The 18,122-nt window shown below is 65.0% G+C and carries 17 protein-coding genes; 5 read left to right on the top strand and 12 right to left on the bottom strand.

Annotation, left to right across the window (positions count from 1 at the left end; all coding sequences use genetic code 11):
* The first annotated feature begins 179 nt into the window (after positions 1 to 179).
* Positions 180 to 533 carry a DMT family transporter gene (locus ACVOLQ_RS13060; RefSeq protein ID WP_481528298.1) on the top strand — a complete coding sequence of 118 codons (354 nt, stop codon included), beginning with the start codon at positions 180 to 182 and terminating at the stop codon, positions 531 to 533.
* A gap of 1 nt (position 534) precedes the next feature.
* Complete coding sequence (locus ACVOLQ_RS13055) at positions 535 to 849, top strand: DMT family transporter (protein WP_481528297.1); 315 nt, start codon at positions 535 to 537, stop codon at positions 847 to 849.
* 217 nt (positions 850 to 1,066) lie between these two features.
* Here the strand turns inward: ACVOLQ_RS13055 and ACVOLQ_RS13050 are convergent, their stop codons facing one another.
* Entirely contained in the window at positions 1,067 to 2,380 is a 1,314-nt protein-coding gene (locus ACVOLQ_RS13050) for a polyhydroxyalkanoate depolymerase (RefSeq protein WP_481528296.1), read from the bottom strand.
* 81 nt (positions 2,381 to 2,461) lie between these two features.
* Complete coding sequence (locus ACVOLQ_RS13045) at positions 2,462 to 3,058, bottom strand: class I SAM-dependent DNA methyltransferase (protein WP_481528295.1); 597 nt, start codon at positions 3,056 to 3,058, stop codon at positions 2,462 to 2,464.
* Positions 3,059 to 3,121: 63 nt separating this feature from the next.
* Between ACVOLQ_RS13045 and ACVOLQ_RS13040 the strand changes: the two genes are divergently transcribed.
* Entirely contained in the window at positions 3,122 to 3,577 is a 456-nt protein-coding gene (locus ACVOLQ_RS13040; RefSeq protein WP_481528294.1) for a CopD family protein, read from the top strand.
* Between the two features lie 177 nt (positions 3,578 to 3,754).
* Here the strand turns inward: ACVOLQ_RS13040 and ACVOLQ_RS13035 are convergent, their stop codons facing one another.
* The 5 genes from ACVOLQ_RS13035 to ACVOLQ_RS13015 all read right to left on the bottom strand — a co-directional run bounded on the left by ACVOLQ_RS13035 (position 3,755) and on the right by ACVOLQ_RS13015 (position 11,011).
* The gene (locus ACVOLQ_RS13035; RefSeq protein WP_481528293.1) at positions 3,755 to 4,522 is read right to left on the bottom strand and encodes an alpha/beta hydrolase; all 768 of its coding nucleotides are present in this window, start codon (positions 4,520 to 4,522) and stop codon (positions 3,755 to 3,757) included.
* A gap of 216 nt (positions 4,523 to 4,738) precedes the next feature.
* Positions 4,739 to 5,494 (bottom strand): tetratricopeptide repeat protein, encoded by a 756-nt coding sequence (locus ACVOLQ_RS13030; protein WP_313169316.1) that lies wholly within the window; start codon positions 5,492 to 5,494, stop codon positions 4,739 to 4,741.
* A gap of 26 nt (positions 5,495 to 5,520) precedes the next feature.
* Complete coding sequence (locus tag ACVOLQ_RS13025) at positions 5,521 to 6,480, bottom strand: acetyl-CoA carboxylase carboxyltransferase subunit alpha (protein ID WP_313494540.1); 960 nt, start codon at positions 6,478 to 6,480, stop codon at positions 5,521 to 5,523.
* 76 nt (positions 6,481 to 6,556) lie between these two features.
* Positions 6,557 to 10,150 carry a DNA polymerase III subunit alpha gene (gene dnaE, locus ACVOLQ_RS13020; protein ID WP_481528292.1) on the bottom strand — a complete coding sequence of 1,198 codons (3,594 nt, stop codon included), beginning with the start codon at positions 10,148 to 10,150 and terminating at the stop codon, positions 6,557 to 6,559.
* Positions 10,151 to 10,366: 216 nt separating this feature from the next.
* Complete coding sequence (locus tag ACVOLQ_RS13015; protein WP_481528291.1) at positions 10,367 to 11,011, bottom strand: hypothetical protein; 645 nt, start codon at positions 11,009 to 11,011, stop codon at positions 10,367 to 10,369.
* A 142-nt stretch (positions 11,012 to 11,153) separates the two neighbouring features.
* Between ACVOLQ_RS13015 and ACVOLQ_RS13010 the strand changes: the two genes are divergently transcribed.
* The gene (locus tag ACVOLQ_RS13010) at positions 11,154 to 13,376 is read left to right on the top strand and encodes a winged helix-turn-helix domain-containing tetratricopeptide repeat protein (protein WP_481528290.1); all 2,223 of its coding nucleotides are present in this window, start codon (positions 11,154 to 11,156) and stop codon (positions 13,374 to 13,376) included.
* A gap of 50 nt (positions 13,377 to 13,426) precedes the next feature.
* Entirely contained in the window at positions 13,427 to 13,891 is a 465-nt protein-coding gene (locus ACVOLQ_RS13005) for a hypothetical protein (RefSeq protein ID WP_481528289.1), read from the top strand.
* A 16-nt stretch (positions 13,892 to 13,907) separates the two neighbouring features.
* On the opposite strand, the gene ACVOLQ_RS13000 is transcribed toward ACVOLQ_RS13005, so the two are convergent.
* The 5 genes from ACVOLQ_RS13000 to lpxD are packed head-to-tail and all read right to left on the bottom strand — an operon-like array spanning position 13,908 to position 18,053.
* Positions 13,908 to 14,525 carry a ribonuclease HII gene (locus ACVOLQ_RS13000; protein WP_313170186.1) on the bottom strand — a complete coding sequence of 206 codons (618 nt, stop codon included), beginning with the start codon at positions 14,523 to 14,525 and terminating at the stop codon, positions 13,908 to 13,910.
* 35 nt (positions 14,526 to 14,560) lie between these two features.
* Positions 14,561 to 15,769 (bottom strand): lipid-A-disaccharide synthase, encoded by a 1,209-nt coding sequence (gene lpxB / locus ACVOLQ_RS12995; RefSeq protein ID WP_481528288.1) that lies wholly within the window; start codon positions 15,767 to 15,769, stop codon positions 14,561 to 14,563.
* Positions 15,766 to 16,557 carry an acyl-ACP--UDP-N-acetylglucosamine O-acyltransferase gene (gene lpxA / locus ACVOLQ_RS12990; RefSeq protein ID WP_313169330.1) on the bottom strand — a complete coding sequence of 264 codons (792 nt, stop codon included), beginning with the start codon at positions 16,555 to 16,557 and terminating at the stop codon, positions 15,766 to 15,768. The genes lpxB and lpxA overlap by 4 nt, the downstream gene beginning before the upstream one ends.
* 18 nt (positions 16,558 to 16,575) lie before the next feature.
* Positions 16,576 to 17,034 (bottom strand): 3-hydroxyacyl-ACP dehydratase FabZ, encoded by a 459-nt coding sequence (fabZ, locus tag ACVOLQ_RS12985; protein ID WP_313169331.1) that lies wholly within the window; start codon positions 17,032 to 17,034, stop codon positions 16,576 to 16,578.
* Entirely contained in the window at positions 17,031 to 18,053 is a 1,023-nt protein-coding gene (gene lpxD / locus ACVOLQ_RS12980) for a UDP-3-O-(3-hydroxymyristoyl)glucosamine N-acyltransferase (protein ID WP_313169333.1), read from the bottom strand. The genes fabZ and lpxD overlap by 4 nt, the downstream gene beginning before the upstream one ends.
* Positions 18,054 to 18,122 lie beyond the last annotated feature (69 nt).

The following is an 18,122-nucleotide window of genomic DNA, read 5'->3' as shown; positions in this document are numbered from 1 at the left end:
GCCATGCTCGGCAGGGGCTTTCCCGGTAAGGCCCCTTGCCGAGCATGGCTCGGCACTACACCCTCCGCTCTCGCATAGCGAAGGGGAGGGTTGGGGAGGGGGCTTCAAAAGGCCTCTGCCGAGCATGACTCGGCACTACCACGCGCTATGCTGGTGCCCGATTTTTCTAGGAGAACACCATGGCCGGCAAAGGCTGGTTCTATGTGGCCCTGACCTGCCTGTTCGAGTTGGTCTGGGTGTATGGCTTCAACGTGGCTGCCACATGGTGGCATTGGATTCCGATCATCGTGGTGATCTTGGTGGACTTCCATTGGTTGGCCAAGGCCTGCGAATCGTTGCCCACCGGCACGGTATACGCGGTGTTTGCCGCCGTTGGCACGGTGGGGACCACGCTGATGGATATCTTCCTGTTCGATGGCAGCTTCAGCCTGGCCAAGGGGGTGTTCATGGCGGTGCTGGTGGCGGGCGTGATCGCGTTGAAGCTGGCCGATGGCAAGGCAGCGGTGACTGACGCAGACGGGCAAGGGGGCTGATATGGGCTGGTTTCTGGTGATTGCCGCTGCCTTGATGGAGACGCTGGGCGTGATTGGCCTGAAGCGTTACAGCGGGCGCAAGAGTCTGTTGAACGCGCTGATGTTCTTCGGTGGTTTTGGTGCTTCCTTCGTGCTGCTGTACCAGTCCTTCCGCTACATCCAGTTGAGCATTGCCTACGCGGTGTGGATTGGCCTTGGAACCGCGGCTGCAGTGCTGGTGAACACGCTGTTCTTTGGTGAGTCGCGCAGCACCGCCCGCCTGTTGAGTCTGGCGGTGATCGTGGTTGGGGTGGTGGGCTTGAAGGCGGTGTCCTGAATGCAGAAGACCCCGGGAGTGCCGGGGCCTTCTGATTTGCTTTTTAGCTTCGGTAGAACTGCCGTTGCTGTAAACGTCTGGTTTCGGCTTGCCCTCACCCCCAACCCGCGCTCCGTGCCGCGGCGCTGGCGCAAGGGCGCTCGAGTGACCGCGAACCGATGGTTCGCAAACGGTCCCTCTCCCCCCGCAGGCGGGAGAGGGGCCTACGCAGGGCGGCTCAGCGCTGGGCGCGGCGGCGCAACGGGGTGACGTTGCTGCTGGCCTTCTTTGTTTTTTTGGCAGCCGGCTGCGCGGACTGGGCGCTGAAGAAGTCACGCATCTTCGGGTATACCACTTCGCGCCAGCGGCGGCCGCTGAAAATGCCGTAGTGGCCGGCACCTTCGACGATGAAGTGATCACGGCGCGCGGCCGGGATACCGGTGCACAGCGCCTGCGCCGCTTCGGTCTGGCCGAGGCCGGCGATATCGTCCAGCTCGCCTTCGATGCTCAGCAGTGCGGTGTCGCGGATGGCCGAAGGGTCGACATGTTCGCCGCGCACATACCACTCGCCACGCGGCAGCAGGAATTCCTGGAACACCACGCGGATCGTGTCCAGGTAGAACTGCGCCGGCATGTCCAGCACGGCGTTGTATTCGTCGTAGAAACGGCGATGCGCGTTGGCATCGTCCAGGTCGCCCTTGACCAGATCGGTGTAGAAATCCCAGTGCGACATCAGGTGGCGGCTGGGATTCATCGACATGAAGCCGGCGTGCTGCAGGAAGCCCGGATAGACGCGACGGCCCTGGCCCGGATACGGCGCCGGAATGGTGTGGATGACGTTGTTCTCGAACCACGACATCGGGTTGCGGGTGGCCAGGTTGTTGACTGCGGTCGGGCTGCAACGCGCATCGATCGGGCCGCCCATCATCACCAGCGAGCGCGGCGTGGCTTCGCCGCGGCTGGCCATCAGTGACACCGCCGCCAGCACCGGCACGGTTGGCTGGCAGACGCTGACCACGTGCACGTTCTCGGCGCCGAGGTGGCGGATGAACTCCTGCACGTATTCGATGTAGTCGTCCAGGCCGAACTCGCCCTGTTCCACCGGCACCATGCGTGCGTCCACCCAGTCGGTGACATAGACGCGGTGGTCGCGCAGCAGGGTGCGCACGGTATCGCGCAGCAAGGTGGCGTGGTGGCCGGACAGCGGCGCCACCACCAGCACGATGGGCTGCGCCAGCAGGGCCTCGACCTTGGAGGTCTCATTGCTGTGGCGCTTGAAGCGCAGCAGCTTGCAGAAGGGCTTTTCGACCTCGGTGAGCTGGGCGATGGGCACGATTTCGCCATCCAGCTCCAACTCGTGGATGCCCCATTCGGGCTTCTCATAATCCTTGCCGAGGCGATGGAACAGCTCGTTCATCGCCGCGAAGCGATCAGCGCCCGGCATCGACGACCACCAGTGGCCGGAATTATTGAAGAACGCCGCATTTGCCTGCGCCTGGTGAACCCAGGGCGCAAGCAGGTTGCGGGTCAATTCATGCAGTTGATAAAGCATGACGTCCCAATATGTACAGTCATATGATGCTGTGCAGCATAGCGCACTATGACATTTGCGGCGTTAAGCAGGTATCGGCCTTTAGTCGGCCCTTTCCAGCGCGGCGATGTCCTCGCTGAACGCGGGGGCCAGCCAGCAGTGCGAACCGATCGGACGGAAGCCCACCTCGCGCAGCTGGCGCCGGTACCAGCGGGCCGGGCGCTGCTGGAAGCCGTCGTGGTCGCCATGGAATTCGTCCTCGGCGGTGAACAGCTCCAGGAAGGCGACCCCGCCGCACAGCTCGGCCAGGCCCGGCAGGCCTTGGCGCAGCTCGCGGCTGGGCACGTAGTGCATGACGTCCGAGCAGACCAGCAGGTCCACCGGCGCGCAGGGCCGCAGCCACTGGAAATCGCCGAAGCTGGCCAGGTGCAGGTTGCGGGTGCGGCCGTAGCGGCGCACTGCATATTCGCTGCTGTCAAAGCCCATGTACTGCAGCTTGGGCCGCAGCTTGAGCAGCGGCGCACGCCAGGCGGCTTCACCGGCGCCGATATCGAGCACGCTGCGGATCGGTCGTTCAAGGTAGTACTCGGCGGCGGCAACGGCCAACTGCACCTTGCGCGCGAGCCGGGCCGGGCCGCCGATATCGTCGCGGCGGTACCAGCGTTGGAAGTAGTCGGCGTCGTACTGCTTGTCCTGCATGTGCGTGTCTTGTGCGGATGGGCGAAAATGGGGCACATCCTACGCCGCCGATGGAGCCAGCGCATGCAGTCGTACTTTTGGGTAAAGACCTTCCACCTTGTTTTCGTGGTGGCGTGGATGGCGTCGGTGTTCTATCTGCCGCGCATCCTGGTCAACATCGCCGAGGCGGCGGGCCAGCCGCCGGTGGTGGAACGGCTGCAATTGATGGGCAAGCGTCTGTACCGGTTTGGCCATGTGATGTTCGGCATCGCCTTCATCCTCGGCCTGGTGCTGTGGCTGGGTTACAAGGTGCTGCCGGACTTCCCGACCATGGTGGCGCCGGGCGCTGCCGGTTGGCTGCATGCCAAGCTGGGGCTGGTGTTGCTGCTGATGGTCTATTTCACCTTCACCGGGCGCTGGTTGAAGGGCACGCTCAAGGGCAAGGCACTGCCATCGTCTGGGACTTTGCGCTGGTTCAATGAGCTGCCGCTGGTGCTGTTCATTGCCATCGTGTATCTGGTGCTGGCCAAGCCGTTCTGATTTTTCGGAGTATCGCGAAGATCAACGGCACCCCTCCCAACCCTCCCCTTGGCTGCGCCAAAGGGAGGGCTTGAGCTCTCCGCCTCCTCCCTTGCGCGTAGCGCAGGGCCCACGCTCTGCTCCCACCCTTCCGGCGCACCCTCGGGGAGGGCTGGGGAGGGGTTGAGCTTGTGACCCTTACTGCCCCCGCAAAGCCTCCGCAAACTGCGGATAGGCAAACACATCGTTGTGATCGGCATCAGCGATGGTCACTGCCTGCGCCACACCGGGCCGGAATTCGCGCAACAACCGCAACGAACTCGCATTCGGAATCACCTCATCCCTGCCGGCGATGATCAGCGTGGTGGGCGCAGTGATCCGCGCGGCGTGGCGCCATGAATCGTAGTGATCGCGTAGCAGCAGGCGCACCGGGAAGGCCGGGAACATGCGTGCAGCCAGGCTGCCAATGCTGTCGTAAGGCGTGATCAGAACCAGCCGCTGAACTGGCCGGGCAGCGGCGAGTTGCACGGCGACGCCTGAGCCGAGGCTGCGGCCAACCACGATGATGTCGTGGGGTTGGCTGGTGCTGGTGCCGTCATAGAGCGCCAATGCATCGCTGATAAGCGAGGCTTCGGTTGGTGAGCCGCTGCTGCCGCCATAGCCACGGTAGTGCATCGCGTGGATGGCGGCTTCGGGAAACGCCTGCTGCAGCATTGGCAGCGCCTGCGAGACGTCTTCGGCATTGCCGCCGAAATACAGTACGAGCTGCGTGCTGTGCTGCCTGTTGCTCGAGACGATGATGTCGGCATCGTCGCGTGGCATGGTCCAGTGCGGTACATCGGCACTGCGCGGGGCCGGGTGGTAGAGCATGCTGCGGGCATTGAAGGCGAGCAGGGCGCAGGCGATCAGGTACATGCTGGCGAGCACGCTGATGGCGATCAACAGGACTTTCAGGCTGGTGATCATGCTGCTTGGCCTCGCCGGGGATGGGGAGAAGGCAGATAACACAGTCCATTTGCGCATCGCGTCGCCACAATCCGATATCCGTGCGCAGGCGCGGGATGCGTTTGTGGGAGCGGCGTAAGCCGCGAAGCCAGTACATCATCAGATGGCAGAGGTGCCAAGGGCTTTGGCAGGGTCAGCTTCGCGGCTGACGCCGCTCCCACAAAAAAACAAGCGGGCTCAGCCTGCCGGCGTCAGCTGCCGCAGTTCCTTGCGTGCGGCATCGATCCACGCGCGCTGCGCCTGCTGGTAATAGCGCGGTGAGGTTTCGGCGCGGTCGAGGATGTTCTGCAGTTGCCTGGCCGCCTCGTCGTCGCGTCCGGCGCGCTTGAGCAGCAGCGCATAGCGCAGCCGCGCTTCCTCGCCCGGGTAGCCGCCGATCATCGCCTCGTACTCGTGCAGGGCGGCAGGGATGTCCGCGCTGTCTTCCACCGTGCGGGCATACAGCAGGTGGCCGTCATGCGATCGGAAACCGGGGTTGGCAGCGATCAGTGCTTCCAGCGTCTTGCGCGCCTGTGCCGGCTGCTGCAGGCCGTACTGCGCCTTGGCCAGGCCGAGCATGAGATCGGGATCCTCGCGGTGAATTCCGCGCAGCGCACCTTCATACAACGCCGCTGCCTCGGCGTACTCGCCGCGTTCCAAGTGCTCCTCGGCCAGGCGTCGGCGGTTGTCGGCGGTGTCCGATACCCGCAGGCGTTGGTCTGCCTGGCGCTTGCCACGCTGCGGGTCGATCTGGTCGCGCACCTGGCGCAGGCCGCGTCGCGCCGTCGGGTTGTTGCGCAGGTCCGGCAGCACTTCGGCGATGACGTAGATCAGCACTGCCAGGTAGGAGAACACCAGCAGGATGAAGATCCAATACAGCGGCCGCCCGGTGCGCACGACGTGTACGCAGCAGGCGATCTGCAGCAGCAGCGAAAGCAGAATGATCGGACTCATCCCTGTGTCCTCGGTCTGGAAGCGGCTCAGGCCGCTTCGTAGGCACCATAGCTGCGCAGGCGCTTGTAGCGCTGCTCCAGCAGTTCTTCCACGCCCAGCTTGTCCAGCTTGTCCAGCTCGTTGAGCAGCACGGCCTTCAGGCGCTTGCCCATCTGGGTCGGGTTGCGGTGTGCGCCGCCGATCGGCTCGCGGATCACCTTGTCGATCAGGCCCAGGCTCTTCAGTCGCGGCGCGGTCATGCCCAGCTGCTCGGCGGCGTCCTTGGCCTTGCCGGCGTCCTTCCACAGGATGGAGGCGCAGCCTTCCGGGCTGATCGTCGAGTAGACGCTGTATTCCAGCATCAGGGTGCGGTCGCCCACGCCCAGCGCCAGGGCACCGCCGGAGCCGCCTTCACCGATCACCGTGCAGATCACCGGCACCTTCAGCTCGGCCATTTCCATCAGGTTGCGGGCGATGGCCTCGGACTGGCCACGTTCTTCGGCGTCGATGCCCGGCCAGGCACCGGCGGTGTCGATCAGGGTCAGCACCGGCAAGCCGAAGCGCTCGGCCATCTTCATCAGGCGCAGTGCCTTGCGGTAGCCCTCGGGCTTGGGCATGCCGAAGTTGCGCTTGACCTTTTCCTTGGTATCGCGGCCCTTCTGGTGGCCGATCAGCATCACCGGACGGCCGCCGATGCGGGCCAGGCCGCCAACAATGGCCTTGTCATCGGCAAAGGCGCGGTCGCCGGCCAGTTCCTGGAACTCGTCGCAGAAGATGCGGATGTAGTCCAAGGGGTAGGGGCGCGACGGGTGGCGGGCCACCTGCAGCACCTGCCAGGAGGACAGGTTGCGGAAGATCTGGGCAGTACGCAGGCGCAGCTTGTCTTCCAGCGCCTTGACCTCAGCATCGACATTGACCGCCGGCCCGGCGCTGGCACTGCGCAGGTCCTTGATCTTGGATTCCAGATCGGCGATGGGTTGCTCGAAATCGAGGTAGTTCGGATTCATCGGAAACCGTCAGCAATGAAAGGGGGGAAGTGTAGCCGAACGCGCCGTATCAACCCGTACGCGTCCGTCCGGACAATCAATTGGCCCAGGGCGGGCTGTACTTGACCTTGACCCGGCGCACGGCCGGGTCCTCGCGCAGGGCATCGAGCAGCTTGGGCGTGACCCGCACCGCGCCGCTGCTGCCGAGGTCGAGCATGCCGGCAATGCTGCCGCTGGGCTTGCCGTTGAGCAGCAGGTCCAGCCGCAGCGGGGTACGGCCCGGGCGGTGCGCGGCCAGCAGGGCATCGATGCGCTGCCAGATCGGGCCGCCGCGGCCGTCCACCCGCATCGACACGCGCAGGGCGTGGTCGGCGCACAGTTGCTCGTAGTCCCAGCATTGGCGGATGCGCAGGGCGTAGCCGCCGTTGAATTCGTCCTCGCGCAGGCCGCCCTTCACGACCAGGATGCGGTCCTTGGTCATCAGGTGGCCGAATTCGGCCAGGCCGTCGGAGAAGGCGCTGCATTCGACGCGGCCTTTGCCGTCTTCCAGGGTCACGAAGACCTGGCTGTCACCCTTGCGGCGTACGCCAATGACCATGCCGGCCAGGATCACCGGGGATTCCTGGCGCCAGGCGCGCTTTTCGCCATCCTTGGAGGGGAAGGCCGGTGCGATCAGTTTGTCCAGGCCGCCCAGGTCGGTGCCGACCAGTTCCTTGACGTCGTCGGCATAGGGATCGAACGGGTGGCCGCTGAGGAAGAAGCCCAGCGTTTCGCGCTCGCCGTTGAGCAGCTGCGCCAGCGGCCATTCCTTGCTCTCGGGCAGATCCAGCTGGCTGGCCGTGCTGACCGGGTCGGGGGCACCGAACAGCGAGTTCTGCCCGGAGGCCTTCTCGCGCGCCATCTGTTCGGTGGCCTTGATCACTTCCGGCAGCTGCAGCGCCAGCGTTGCGCGATTCTTGCCGATGCCGTCGAAGGCGCCGCAGTTGATCATCGCTTCCAGCGTGCGGCGGTTGAGCTTGCCCGATTCCACGCGGACGCAGAAGTCCAGCAGCGAGGCGTATTCGCCGCCGCGTTCGCGCTGTTCCACCACCGCTTCACAGGCGCCCTGGCCGACGCCCTTGATCGCCCCCAGGCCGTAACGGATGGTGTCGGCGTTGGCGGCCTCGAACATGTAAGCCGAATCGTTGACACGCGGTGGCAGCACTTTGAGGTTGAGGTTCTTCACCTCGGCCAGGAAGCCCACCACCTTGTCGGTGTTGTCCATGTCCGAAGACAGCGTCGCGGCCATGAACTCGGCCGGGTAATGGCGCTTGAGCCAGGCGGTCTGGTAGCTGACCAAGGCGTAGGCGGCGGCGTGCGACTTGTTGAAGCCGTAGCCCGCGAACTTCTCCATCAGGTCGAAGATCTCGTCGGCCTTGGGGCCATCGACGCCGCCCTTGGCCGCACCTTCGCGGAAGATCTCGCGGTGCTTGGCCATTTCCGCCGGCACCTTCTTGCCCATCGCACGACGCAGCAGGTCGGCGCCGCCCAGCGAGTAGCCGCCGACGATCTGCGCCATCTGCATCACCTGCTCCTGGTACACCATGATGCCGTAGGTGTCCTTCAGGATGGCCTCGGTGCGCGGATCGGGATAGATGATTTCTTCCTGGCCGTGCTTACGCGCGTTGAAGGAAGGAATCAGGTCCATCGGGCCGGGGCGGTACAGCGACACCAGCGCGATCAGGTCTTCGAAGCGGTCGGGCCGCGCGTCCTTCAGCAGGCGGCGCATGCCCGAGGATTCGAACTGGAACACCGCGCCGGTATTGCCGTTGGCGAAGATGTCCTTGTAGGTGGGGGCGTCGTCCAGCGGGATATGGGCGATGTCGATCGGCGGGATGCCGGCGCGCTCATGGCGCTTGTTGATCGCCTTCACCGCCCAGTCGATGATGGTCAGCGTGCGCAGGCCGAGGAAGTCGAACTTCACCAGGCCCACTTCTTCCACGTCGTTCTTGTCGAACTGGGTGACCGGGTTCTTGCCGATACCGCCTTCGTCATGTTCGGCGTACAGCGGGCAGAACTCGCTCAGCGGCTCGGGCCCGATCACCACGCCGCCGGCGTGCTTGCCGGCGTTGCGGGTGAGGTCTTCCAGCTGCAGCGCCAGGTCGATCAGGTCGCGGACGTCGTCCTCGGTTTCATAGCGCTGGATCAGCTCGGCCGAGGCCATTTCCGAGTCCACGCCTTCCTTGCCCTTGCCCAGTGCATCCTTCAGGTGGATGCCGAGGATGTTGGGGATCAGCTTGGAAACGCCGTCGACCAGGCCATAGGGGAAGCCCAGCACGCGGCCGGTATCGCGCACCACCGCCTTGGCCGCCATGGTGCCGTAGGTGATGATCTGGCTGACGCGCTCGCGGCCATACTTGCGCGCGACGTAGTCGATCACCTCATCGCGGCGGTCCATGCAGAAGTCGATGTCGAAGTCGGGCATCGACACGCGTTCGGGGTTGAGGAAGCGCTCGAACAGCAGGTTGTAGGGCAGCGGATCCAGATCGGTGATCTTCAGCGCCCAGGCCACCAGCGAGCCGGCACCGGAACCACGGCCGGGCCCGATCGGGATGCCCTGGTTCTTGCCCCACTGGATGAAGTCGGCCACGATCAGGAAGTAGCCGGGGAAGCCCATCTTGATGATGGTGTTGAGCTCGAACTCCAGCCGCGCGTCGTAGTCCTCGCGGCTCATGCCGGCGGCCAGCGGATGCACCTGCAGGCGTTCTTCCAGGCCTTCGCGCGACTGCTTCTGGATCCAGGTGTCCAGCGTCTCGTCGTCCGGCACCGGGTAGTTGGGCAGGAAGTAAGTGCCCAGCCGCATCTCGACGTTGCAGCGCTCGGCCAGCGCCAAGGTGTTGTCGATGGCATCGGGGATGTCGGCGAACAGCTCCGCCATCTGCTCCGGTGTCTTCAGGTACTGCTCGCGGCTGTACTCGCGCGGGCGCTTGGGGTCGTCCAGCACGCGGCCGGTGGAAATGCACACGCGCGCCTCGTGCGCGTCGAAGTCATCCGGCGACAGGAAGCGCACATCGTTGGTCGCCACCACCGGCAGGCCGCGCTGGCCGGCGGCCATCAGCGCGAACTGGTTGAAGCTTTCCTCGCCGTCGCGGCCGGTGCGGGTCAGTTCCAGGTGCAGGCCGTCGCCGAACACGCGCTGCCAGTCGGCGAGCTGCTGCTCGGCCAGGTCGTGGCGGCCTTCGCTGGCCAGGCGGCCGGCCAGGCTGTGGCGGCCGGCCAGCGCGAACAGGTTCTGGCAGCCGTCCTTGAGCCACTGCGGGTGCACGGCCACGCCGCCTTCATTGCGGTGGCCTTCCATCCATGCCCGCGTCAGCAGCCGCGACAGGCTCAGGTAGCCCTCGCGATCGCGGCACAGCAGGGTCATGCGCCAGGGGTCCTGGCCGTCCTCGGTGATCAGCAGGTCGGCACCGGCGATTGGCTTGATGCCCACGCCTTCGGCGGCCTTGTAGAACTTCACCAGCGCGAACATGTTGTTCAGGTCGGTGACTGCCAAGGCCGGTGCTTTCATTTCGACCGAACGACTCAGCAGGTTGGGCTGCTTGGCCTTCTTGGGATCGGCCTGGTCGGGCTTGGCGGGGACGCGGATGGTGGAGTCCACCATCGAGAATTCGGTGTGGACGTGCAGATGGACGAAGCGGGAAGAAGTAGACATGCGGGGCCAGAAGTATGCCGGTGCAGGGTAGCGACGGGGGCGGGGTGGGGCAAGGCTTGACATGCCCGGCACGCCCGCCGGCCCGGGCCGGAGGCCCGCATGTGCACACTATCAGGGCAGGCGTCGGCCTGACGGCAATGGGGTGGTCCCGGCCTTCTGTGCAGGGGCCCCAGCCCGACCTGGGCGGTGCTGGCTGGGGCCCTGCCGTTGTCGCAGTCAGTGGACGCGGAAGTAACTGAGCGGTTCCGGCGCATAGCTGCCTTCACGCACCCGTCGCTGGTGCTCATGCAGGCGGGCTTCGATCTCACGCAGTTCCAGCCAACTGCGGCGGTTGAAGGCGATGTCATGGTAGCCACGGCCCTGACGTTCGGCCTCCTGCTGCCGCAGGCGCTGGTAGTCGAGGAAGTTGGTGACTTCGCCGGCAAGTTTCGGCCAGACGGTGTCGATGACGATGGCCTGATCCAGCTGGCCGACGCCGGGAACCGTGTCGGGGATCAACTGGTGGCTGGCGTGCAGGTAGGCAATGACCATATGCAGCTCGCAGCTCACCTCGGCGGCGGGCTCCCAGTCGGTCTCCTGCAGCAGCTGTTCCAGCAGATGGGCGTGGCGCATCCGCTGCGCGATGCAGGGCGAGGCGCTTTCGTCCCCGGCTGTGTTGTTCAGGTTGCGGGCAGCGGTGGCCAACTGGTCGGTCTGCAGTGGCGGTTGGGTGCGGCCAAGGCGGGCCAGCAGGCTGTTGAAATGCTCCATTTCACGCGGGACCAACAGATAGTCGTTCACATGACTGCGGCGTTGCGGGGCACCGCTCGGGTACTGGTCCAGAACCTGCGGCAGCGGAAGGCGGGGGTCGATGGTGTACATGGTGTTGCTCCTGCGGGTGGGGGGCGTCCGGGGGGAGAACGCAGCGCCAGCATCCGCTTGGGCGTAGCATTGGTCATGATGGCAGGCGGAGCCTTCAGACAGTCATTGCGCTGGTTTCTGAGGAATTCATGAGGGCTTGCCGATGGGTGCGGTCGAAGACCCGGGTGACACAGGTCAAGCGGTCGAACGCTACCGTTTCGACGGCATCGTGGTGGATGCGCTGGCGCATACACTCAGCCGTGACGGCCAGTATCAATCGCTGGAGCCAAAAGCCTTCGCCGTGCTGTTGCTGCTGCTGCGGCACGCCGACGAACTGTTGGTGCGCGACCAGCTGCTGGATGCTGTCTGGGGCCATCGCCATGTGACACCAGGTGTACTGACCCGTGCCATCGCCCAGTTACGTTCCGCGCTGGACGACCATTCGCATGAGCCGCGCTACATACAGACCCAGCATGGTTTGGGCTACCGCTTCATCGGCAGGTTGTTGCCGCCGGAGGCCACGGCTTCCTCCGCTTCGGTTGTTGAACCGATCTCCACTTCTACGACGGTCGAGCTGCCTGATGCAGTTGCTGAACGCGCTGAACACGTGGTTGCGGATAGTGACCTGCATGCCGAGCCGGCATCACCGCCAGCACGCCGATTGTCGCGCTGGTGGCGGGAGGCGCCGAAGTTGCCACTACCGGCGTGGATGCGTTCACGCGCGTTCCTGGTCGGCTGCGCGTTGTTGCTGCTGCTGTTGGGGGCGGGCTACTGGTGGTGGGGTCGCACGCCGGTTGTGGCCGGCGCTTCGATTGCGGTGATGCCATTCAGCAGCCTCAGCGACGACGCCGCCGACCGCTATTTTGCCGATGGTCTGGCGGTGGAGATGCATGATGCCCTTACCAATGTGCCGGGCCTGAAGGTGGCCGCACGACAACTCGCAGCGCCTGCCGAAGGCGATACCGATGATGACGATGTGCGTCGGATCGGACGCCGTCTGGGCGTGGCCACACTGCTCGATGCCAGCGTGCGTCGCGAGGGTGGGCGGGTACGCATCAGTGCGCGGCTGTCAGATACCAATACAGGCTTCACCTTGTGGGCGGAAACCTATGACCGGGAGATCAACGACGTGTTCGCGCTGCAGGGCGAGATAGCGAACAAGGTCGTGCACGCCCTGCTCGGCCATCTGCCCGGAAAGACTGCCGGAATTGCGCAGCGCTTGAATCCCACCAATGACGTCAACGCCTATGACGCCTATCTGCGTGGTCTGGCGCTGCTGCAAAGACCCGTCGGCGAGGCGGGCAACGAGCGGGCGATGGCGGCGTTCGCACAGGCGCTGGCGCTGGACCCGCATTTCGCCCGGGCCCAGGCGGGCCTTTGCCGTGCACAGATTGCGCGGTTGGAAGGGGTCAGTGACGCAGGTGCGTTCGAGCGCGCGCGGCAGGCCTGTGCGCGCGCGCAGGCGATGGATCCGGGATTGCGCGAGGTGAGTCTGGCGATGGCGGAAATCGCCCGTGTCAGCGGCCAGAACGAACAGGCGCTGAAGCTTTACCAGCAGGTCATCGATGACCCTGCACTGCGTGCCGACGGTCTGGTCGGGCAGGCACGCACTTACGCCGCGCTTGGCAAGGAAGAGCAGGCGCTGCAGTCGTTCCAGCAGGCCATCGCGGCGCGGCCCAGCGATGCGCAGATCTATCGCCTGCTGGGCTACCACCATTGGTTGCGCGGCGACGTTCCCAAGGCCATCGATGCGTTTGTCACTGCCACCGTGCTGCAGCCGGAAGACAGTCGCTTGTGGGGCAGCCTGGGCGGTTTGTATCTTGCGCAGGGCGATACCGTGCAGGCCGGGCATGCATTCAACATGTCCTTGTCGATCGAGCCCAATGCCGGTGCCTTGACCAACCTGGGCACGATGAAATTCGATCGCGGCGAATACGCGCTCGCTGCGGAGTTGTTCCAGCAGGCGACGGTGCTGGAGCCGGAGGACTATCTGCACTGGGGCAATCTTGCCGATGCGCTGGCCGCTGCCCCCGCAACCGCAGCGCAGGCACAGGCGCCGTATCTGCGTGCGGCGCATCTGGCACAGCAATATGTCGACGTGCGCCGCGATGATGCTTATGCCTTGGCCTTGCTGTCCTGGTATCGCGCCAACCTGGGCGAGCGAGCTCGCGCGCTGCAGGATCTGCAGGCGGCGCGTGCGCTGGGTACGCAGGCGGCCGAAGTCGCGTTGTGGTGTGCGCAGACCTTGACCCTGCTCGGCGACAAGACGGGCGCACACAGCTGCGTAGAAAGCGCGTTGAAGCAGGGCATTCCGCAACAGCGCATCGACGCCTTGCTGTCGCTGCAGCGTTACGCGCTGGTCGGCAGTGGCGTGCGGAAGGAATAGAAACGGTTTTTCCTGTCCGGGGCGGCGGACCTCATCGAGGAGTGGTCGTCATGAACTACAACATGTGGGTTTATCTTGCTGTCTCAGCGGGAATCATTGTCGGTGCAGTGGCCTGCGCCACGGTTCCGCCAGCGCCGGGCGAAGCGGTGCAATGCACGGAGAATCTGCCGGCCCGGATCGTCAAGCTGGTCTACGTCGACGTGGCCGCAGGGCCGAGCGGCCCCGTCATCACGCCGGAGGTGTGTGCGGTGCGCAGTGGCACGCAGGTGTTGTGGCGCACGGCGGAAGATGTGCTGGATCCTTTCGCGCTGGCGTTCGCCGAGTCGCCGGGGGCCGCCGCGTCATACCGCAGCGCTGCGAATACAGGACAGAAGGACTTCGATTCCCAACGCATGGGTCGACGTCAGGAGGTGTTGATCGTCGCCAAGGCAGTAGTCAGCGAGAACAACATCAACTATGACGTACGCATCGGCTCAAGCCATCTTGATCCCGGAATAAAGATCATGCCGCGTTGATGGGGCCGCGTGTGGCTCAGGGCGCTTGCAGGCAGGCTCGGACCGGGGCGAAGCTGCGCCGGTGCTGCGGGCAGGGACCATGTGCGCGCAGCGCAGCCATATGGAAGGGTGTGCCATAGCCCTTGTGCTGGTCGAAGCCGTATTCGGGATGCTGCTGGTGCAGCTCCAGCATGAAGCGGTCGCGGCTGACCTTGGCCAGGATCGAGGCAGCCATGATGCTGCGGTCGATGGCGTCGCCACCTACCAGCGCTTCGGCCGGGCAGGGTAGGCCCTTGGGAATCTTGTTGCCATCGATGCGGGCGAACTGGGCCACATGCCCCACGCCTTCTACCGCCAGGCGCATGCCCTGCATGGTGGCCTGGAAGATGTTGAGGCTGTCGATCTCGGCCACGTTGACCATCACGATCTTGTAGGCCAGGGCGCGCTCGATGATGCGGTCGTAAAGCTGATCGCGGCGTAGTGCGGTCAATGCCTTGGAGTCATCCAGGCCGTTGATGCGCGGGCGTTCGGGATCGAAGACAACGGCCGCTACCGCGACCGGGCCGGCCAGTGGGCCGCGTCCGGCCTCGTCGACGCCGGCGACCAGGCGCGGGGCCTGCCGTGCAAGCAAGGCGGCATCGTCAAACAAGGACAGCGAGACATCCGCTGCCTTGGGAGTTCGCTTTGTGGTCACGGCTGGCCTTGCTTGCGTGGCGCCTGCAGCAGCCCGGCGACAGCGTCGGCGGCGCGTGCCGAGGCATCCTGGCGCAGTTGCTGGTGCAGCTGCTGGTAGTCGTCCTGCAGGCCGCTGACGCAGTCGGGATGTTCAAACCAGTTGCGTACTGCGGCGGCCAGATTATCGGGCGTGCATTCGTGCTGGATCAGCTCCGGCGCCAGGTCCTTGCCGGCCAGTACATTGGGCAGGGCAAAACGATTGACCTTGATCAGGCCCAGCGCCTTGACGATGCGATAGGTGAGTTCGGCCACGCGGTAGCCAACCACCATCGGGCGTTTGACCAGCATGGTTTCCAGCGTGGCGGTGCCGGAGGCCAACATCACCACGTCGGCGGCGACCATTGCCTGGCGTGCCTTGCCATCGAGCAGGTGCAGGCGCGCGCTGGGTAGCGCTGCGCTGCGGATCTGCTCGGTGATCATCGCCTTGCACTTGGCATTGGCCGCGGGCACGACGATATGCAAGCCTCGGTCTTGCTCGCACAGTTGCCAGGTGGCGGCGAAGAACGGCGGGCCGAGCCGGCTCACTTCGCCCAGGCGGCTGCCAGGCAGTACTGCGAGCAACTTTGCCTGCTCTGGAATGCCCAGCGCTTGCCGTGCGGCAGCGCGGTCAGTGTGTAGCGGGATTTCATCAGCCATCGGATGGCCGACAAAGCGCGCGTCAATGCCGTGGCGGGCGTAGATCGGCGGTTCCATCGGGAACAGGCACAGCACCAGGTCGGCGCTGGCACCGATTTTCTCGGCACGCTTTTCGCGCCAGGCCCAGACCGAGGGGCTGACGTAATGCACGGTACGCAGGCCGCGCTGCTTGAGCCATTTTTCAACGCCCAGATTGAAATCAGGTGCGTCGATGCCGATGAATACATCCGGTTGCCAGTCGAGCACGCGCTGGCGGAATTCCTTGCGCAGCTTCAGCAGGCGCGGCAGATGGCGCAGGATTTCAGCCAGCCCCATCAGTGCCAGCTCGCTGGCATCAAACCAGGTTTCGCAGCCGGCGTTGCGCATCGCATCGCCACCGATGCCGGCAAATTCGGCATCGGGGTAATGCGCGCGCAGGGCATTGATCAGGCCGGCGCCGAGCAGATCGCCCGACGCCTCGCCGGCAACCAGCGCGATGCGCGGCTTGCGGCCTAGCGCCAATCCGGAATCCTGGGTTACAGCGCTCATCGCTGCAGCGGACGCTCGCCGTGCTCGATGAAGTCCAGCATCTGCTTGACGTCATCGCTGCTCTGCGCTTGCTCGGCCAGCGCCAGCTTGGCTTCGGCCAACGGCACACCGGCCACGTAGATGGTGCGGTAGGCACGCTTGATCGCACTGATGCGCTCGGCGTCGAAGCCGCGACGCTTCAGGCCTTCGCTGTTGATGCCGCGCGGGCGGCCGTGGCCATCGATGCCGACCATGGTGAACGGCGGGATGTCGCCGGTGACCAGTGCGCCCATGCCAAGGAAGGCATGGTCACCGATGCGGCAGAACTGGTGCGCCCCCGCGAAGCCGCTGATGATCACCCAGTTGCCGACCGAGACATGCCCGGCCAGCGTGGTGTTGTTGGAGAACACGCAATGGTCGGCCACGTGGCAGTCGTGGGCGACATGTACATAGGCCAGCATCCAGTTGTCGTTGCCGATGGTGGTCACGCCGCCGCCGCCGGCGGTGCCGCGGCTGAGGGTGACGAACTCACGGAAGACATTGCGGTCGCCGATCACCAGTTCGGTGCGTTCACCGCCGAACTTCTTGTCCTGCGGTTCGCCACCGACCGCGACGTGGCCGATGAAGCGATTGTCGCGGCCGATCCGGGTCGGCCCATGGATGCTGCAATGCGGACCCACCTCGGTACCGTCACCGATCTCGACGTCGGCACCGATCAGGGTGAACGCACCCACGCGTACGCCCTGGCCCAGCTTTGCCGAAGGATCAATGACCGCGGTCGGGTGAATCAGAGGGGCGCTATCGCTCATCGGCTTGCTCCAGGCAGGTTATTCGCGGGTGCCGGCGCACAGCACTTCGGCGTGTGCGACCACTTCACCATCCACCTTGGCTTCGCCGTAGTAGACCGCCATGTTGCGGATCATGCGCTTGACCTGCACATGCAGTTCCAGCACGTCACCGGGCACCACCTGCTTCATGAAACGCACGTTGTCGACCTTGACCAGATAGAACAGCTTGGACTGCGCGTCGCGGCCAAGGCTGAGCTGGGTCAGCACGCCACCGGCCTGGGCCAGCGCCTCGATGATCAGCACACCCGGCATGATCGGCTGGCCCGGGAAGTGCCCCTGGAAATAGGGCTCGTTGATGGTGACGTTCTTGTGCGCAATGATGCGCTTGGCGTCCACATCCAGATCGACAACCTTGTCGACCAGCAGGAACGGGTAGCGGTGCGGAATCAACGTCTGGATGGTGGTGACGTCGATGGGCATCTGCAGTGGTGCGTTCATTCCTTCTCCTTGCTCACAGCCAGGATGCGACGTGCCAGCGCATCGAGCTGCTTGAAGCGCGCGGCGTTTTTGCGCCACGTGCGGTTATCGGTCAATGGGGTACCCGACGAGTATTCGCCCGGTTCGGTAATCGAGTTGCGCACCACCGAGCGGCCGGTGATGACGACGTGGTCGCAGATCTCCAGGTGGCCAACCACGCCGACCGAGCCGCCGAGCAGGCAATAGCGGCCGATCTTGGCGCTGCCGGCGATGCCGGTGGAGCCGGCGATGGCGCTGTGCGCACCGATCTGTACGTTGTGGGCGATCTGCACCAGGTTGTCCACGCGCACGTCTTCGTCCAGCGTGGTGTCTTCCAGCGCGCCGCGATCAATGCAGGTGTTGGCGCCGATTTCGCAATCGTCTCCGATGCGCACGCCGCCCAGCTGCGGCACCTTGATCCAGTGGCCGTTGTCCATGGCCAGGCCGAAGCCTTCGGCACCGAGCACGGCGCCCGGATGGATGCGCACGCGCTTGCCCAGCTTGACCCGGGCGACCAGGGTGACGCGGGCCAGCAGTTCGCTGCCGGCTTCGACCACGCAGTCGTCACCAACGATGCTGCCAGCGCCGATGATGCAGCTCTCGCCAATCACGCTGCGTGCGCCGATGCAGACGTGCGGGCCGACATGGGCGCTGGCGGCCACCGTCGCGCTGGGGTCGATGACCGCGCTGGGGTGGATGCCGGGGGCGCGCACAGGAACGGTCTCGAACAACGCGCCGATCTTGGCGAAGCTGGTGTACGGGTCCTTGGCGACCAGGGCGGTGCCTGGCGCGGCCTCGGCGTCGTCGGCGCGCAGCAGCACGATCGACGCCTTGCTGTCGGCCAGCTGTGCCCGGTAACGCGGATTGGCCAGGAAGGTCAGCTGCCCGGGGCCGGCATGGGCCAGCGTGGCAACGCCATGGATGGCGACCGACGGGTCACCGTGTACCTGCAGGCCGAAACGGTCGGCAAGTTCCTGAGCGGTATAGGTAGGAGTATTCACGCAGCAAGTTTACCGTGTGCGCCGATGGCGGTCATGCGAACGGACGTTATCACCCTTGCAGGGCAAGGG

The sequence above is a fragment of the Stenotrophomonas sp. STEN031 genome, assembly GCF_056759975.1.
The sequence above is the reverse complement of the archived record's forward strand: the minus strand, read 5'-3'. Positions and strand labels throughout refer to the sequence as shown.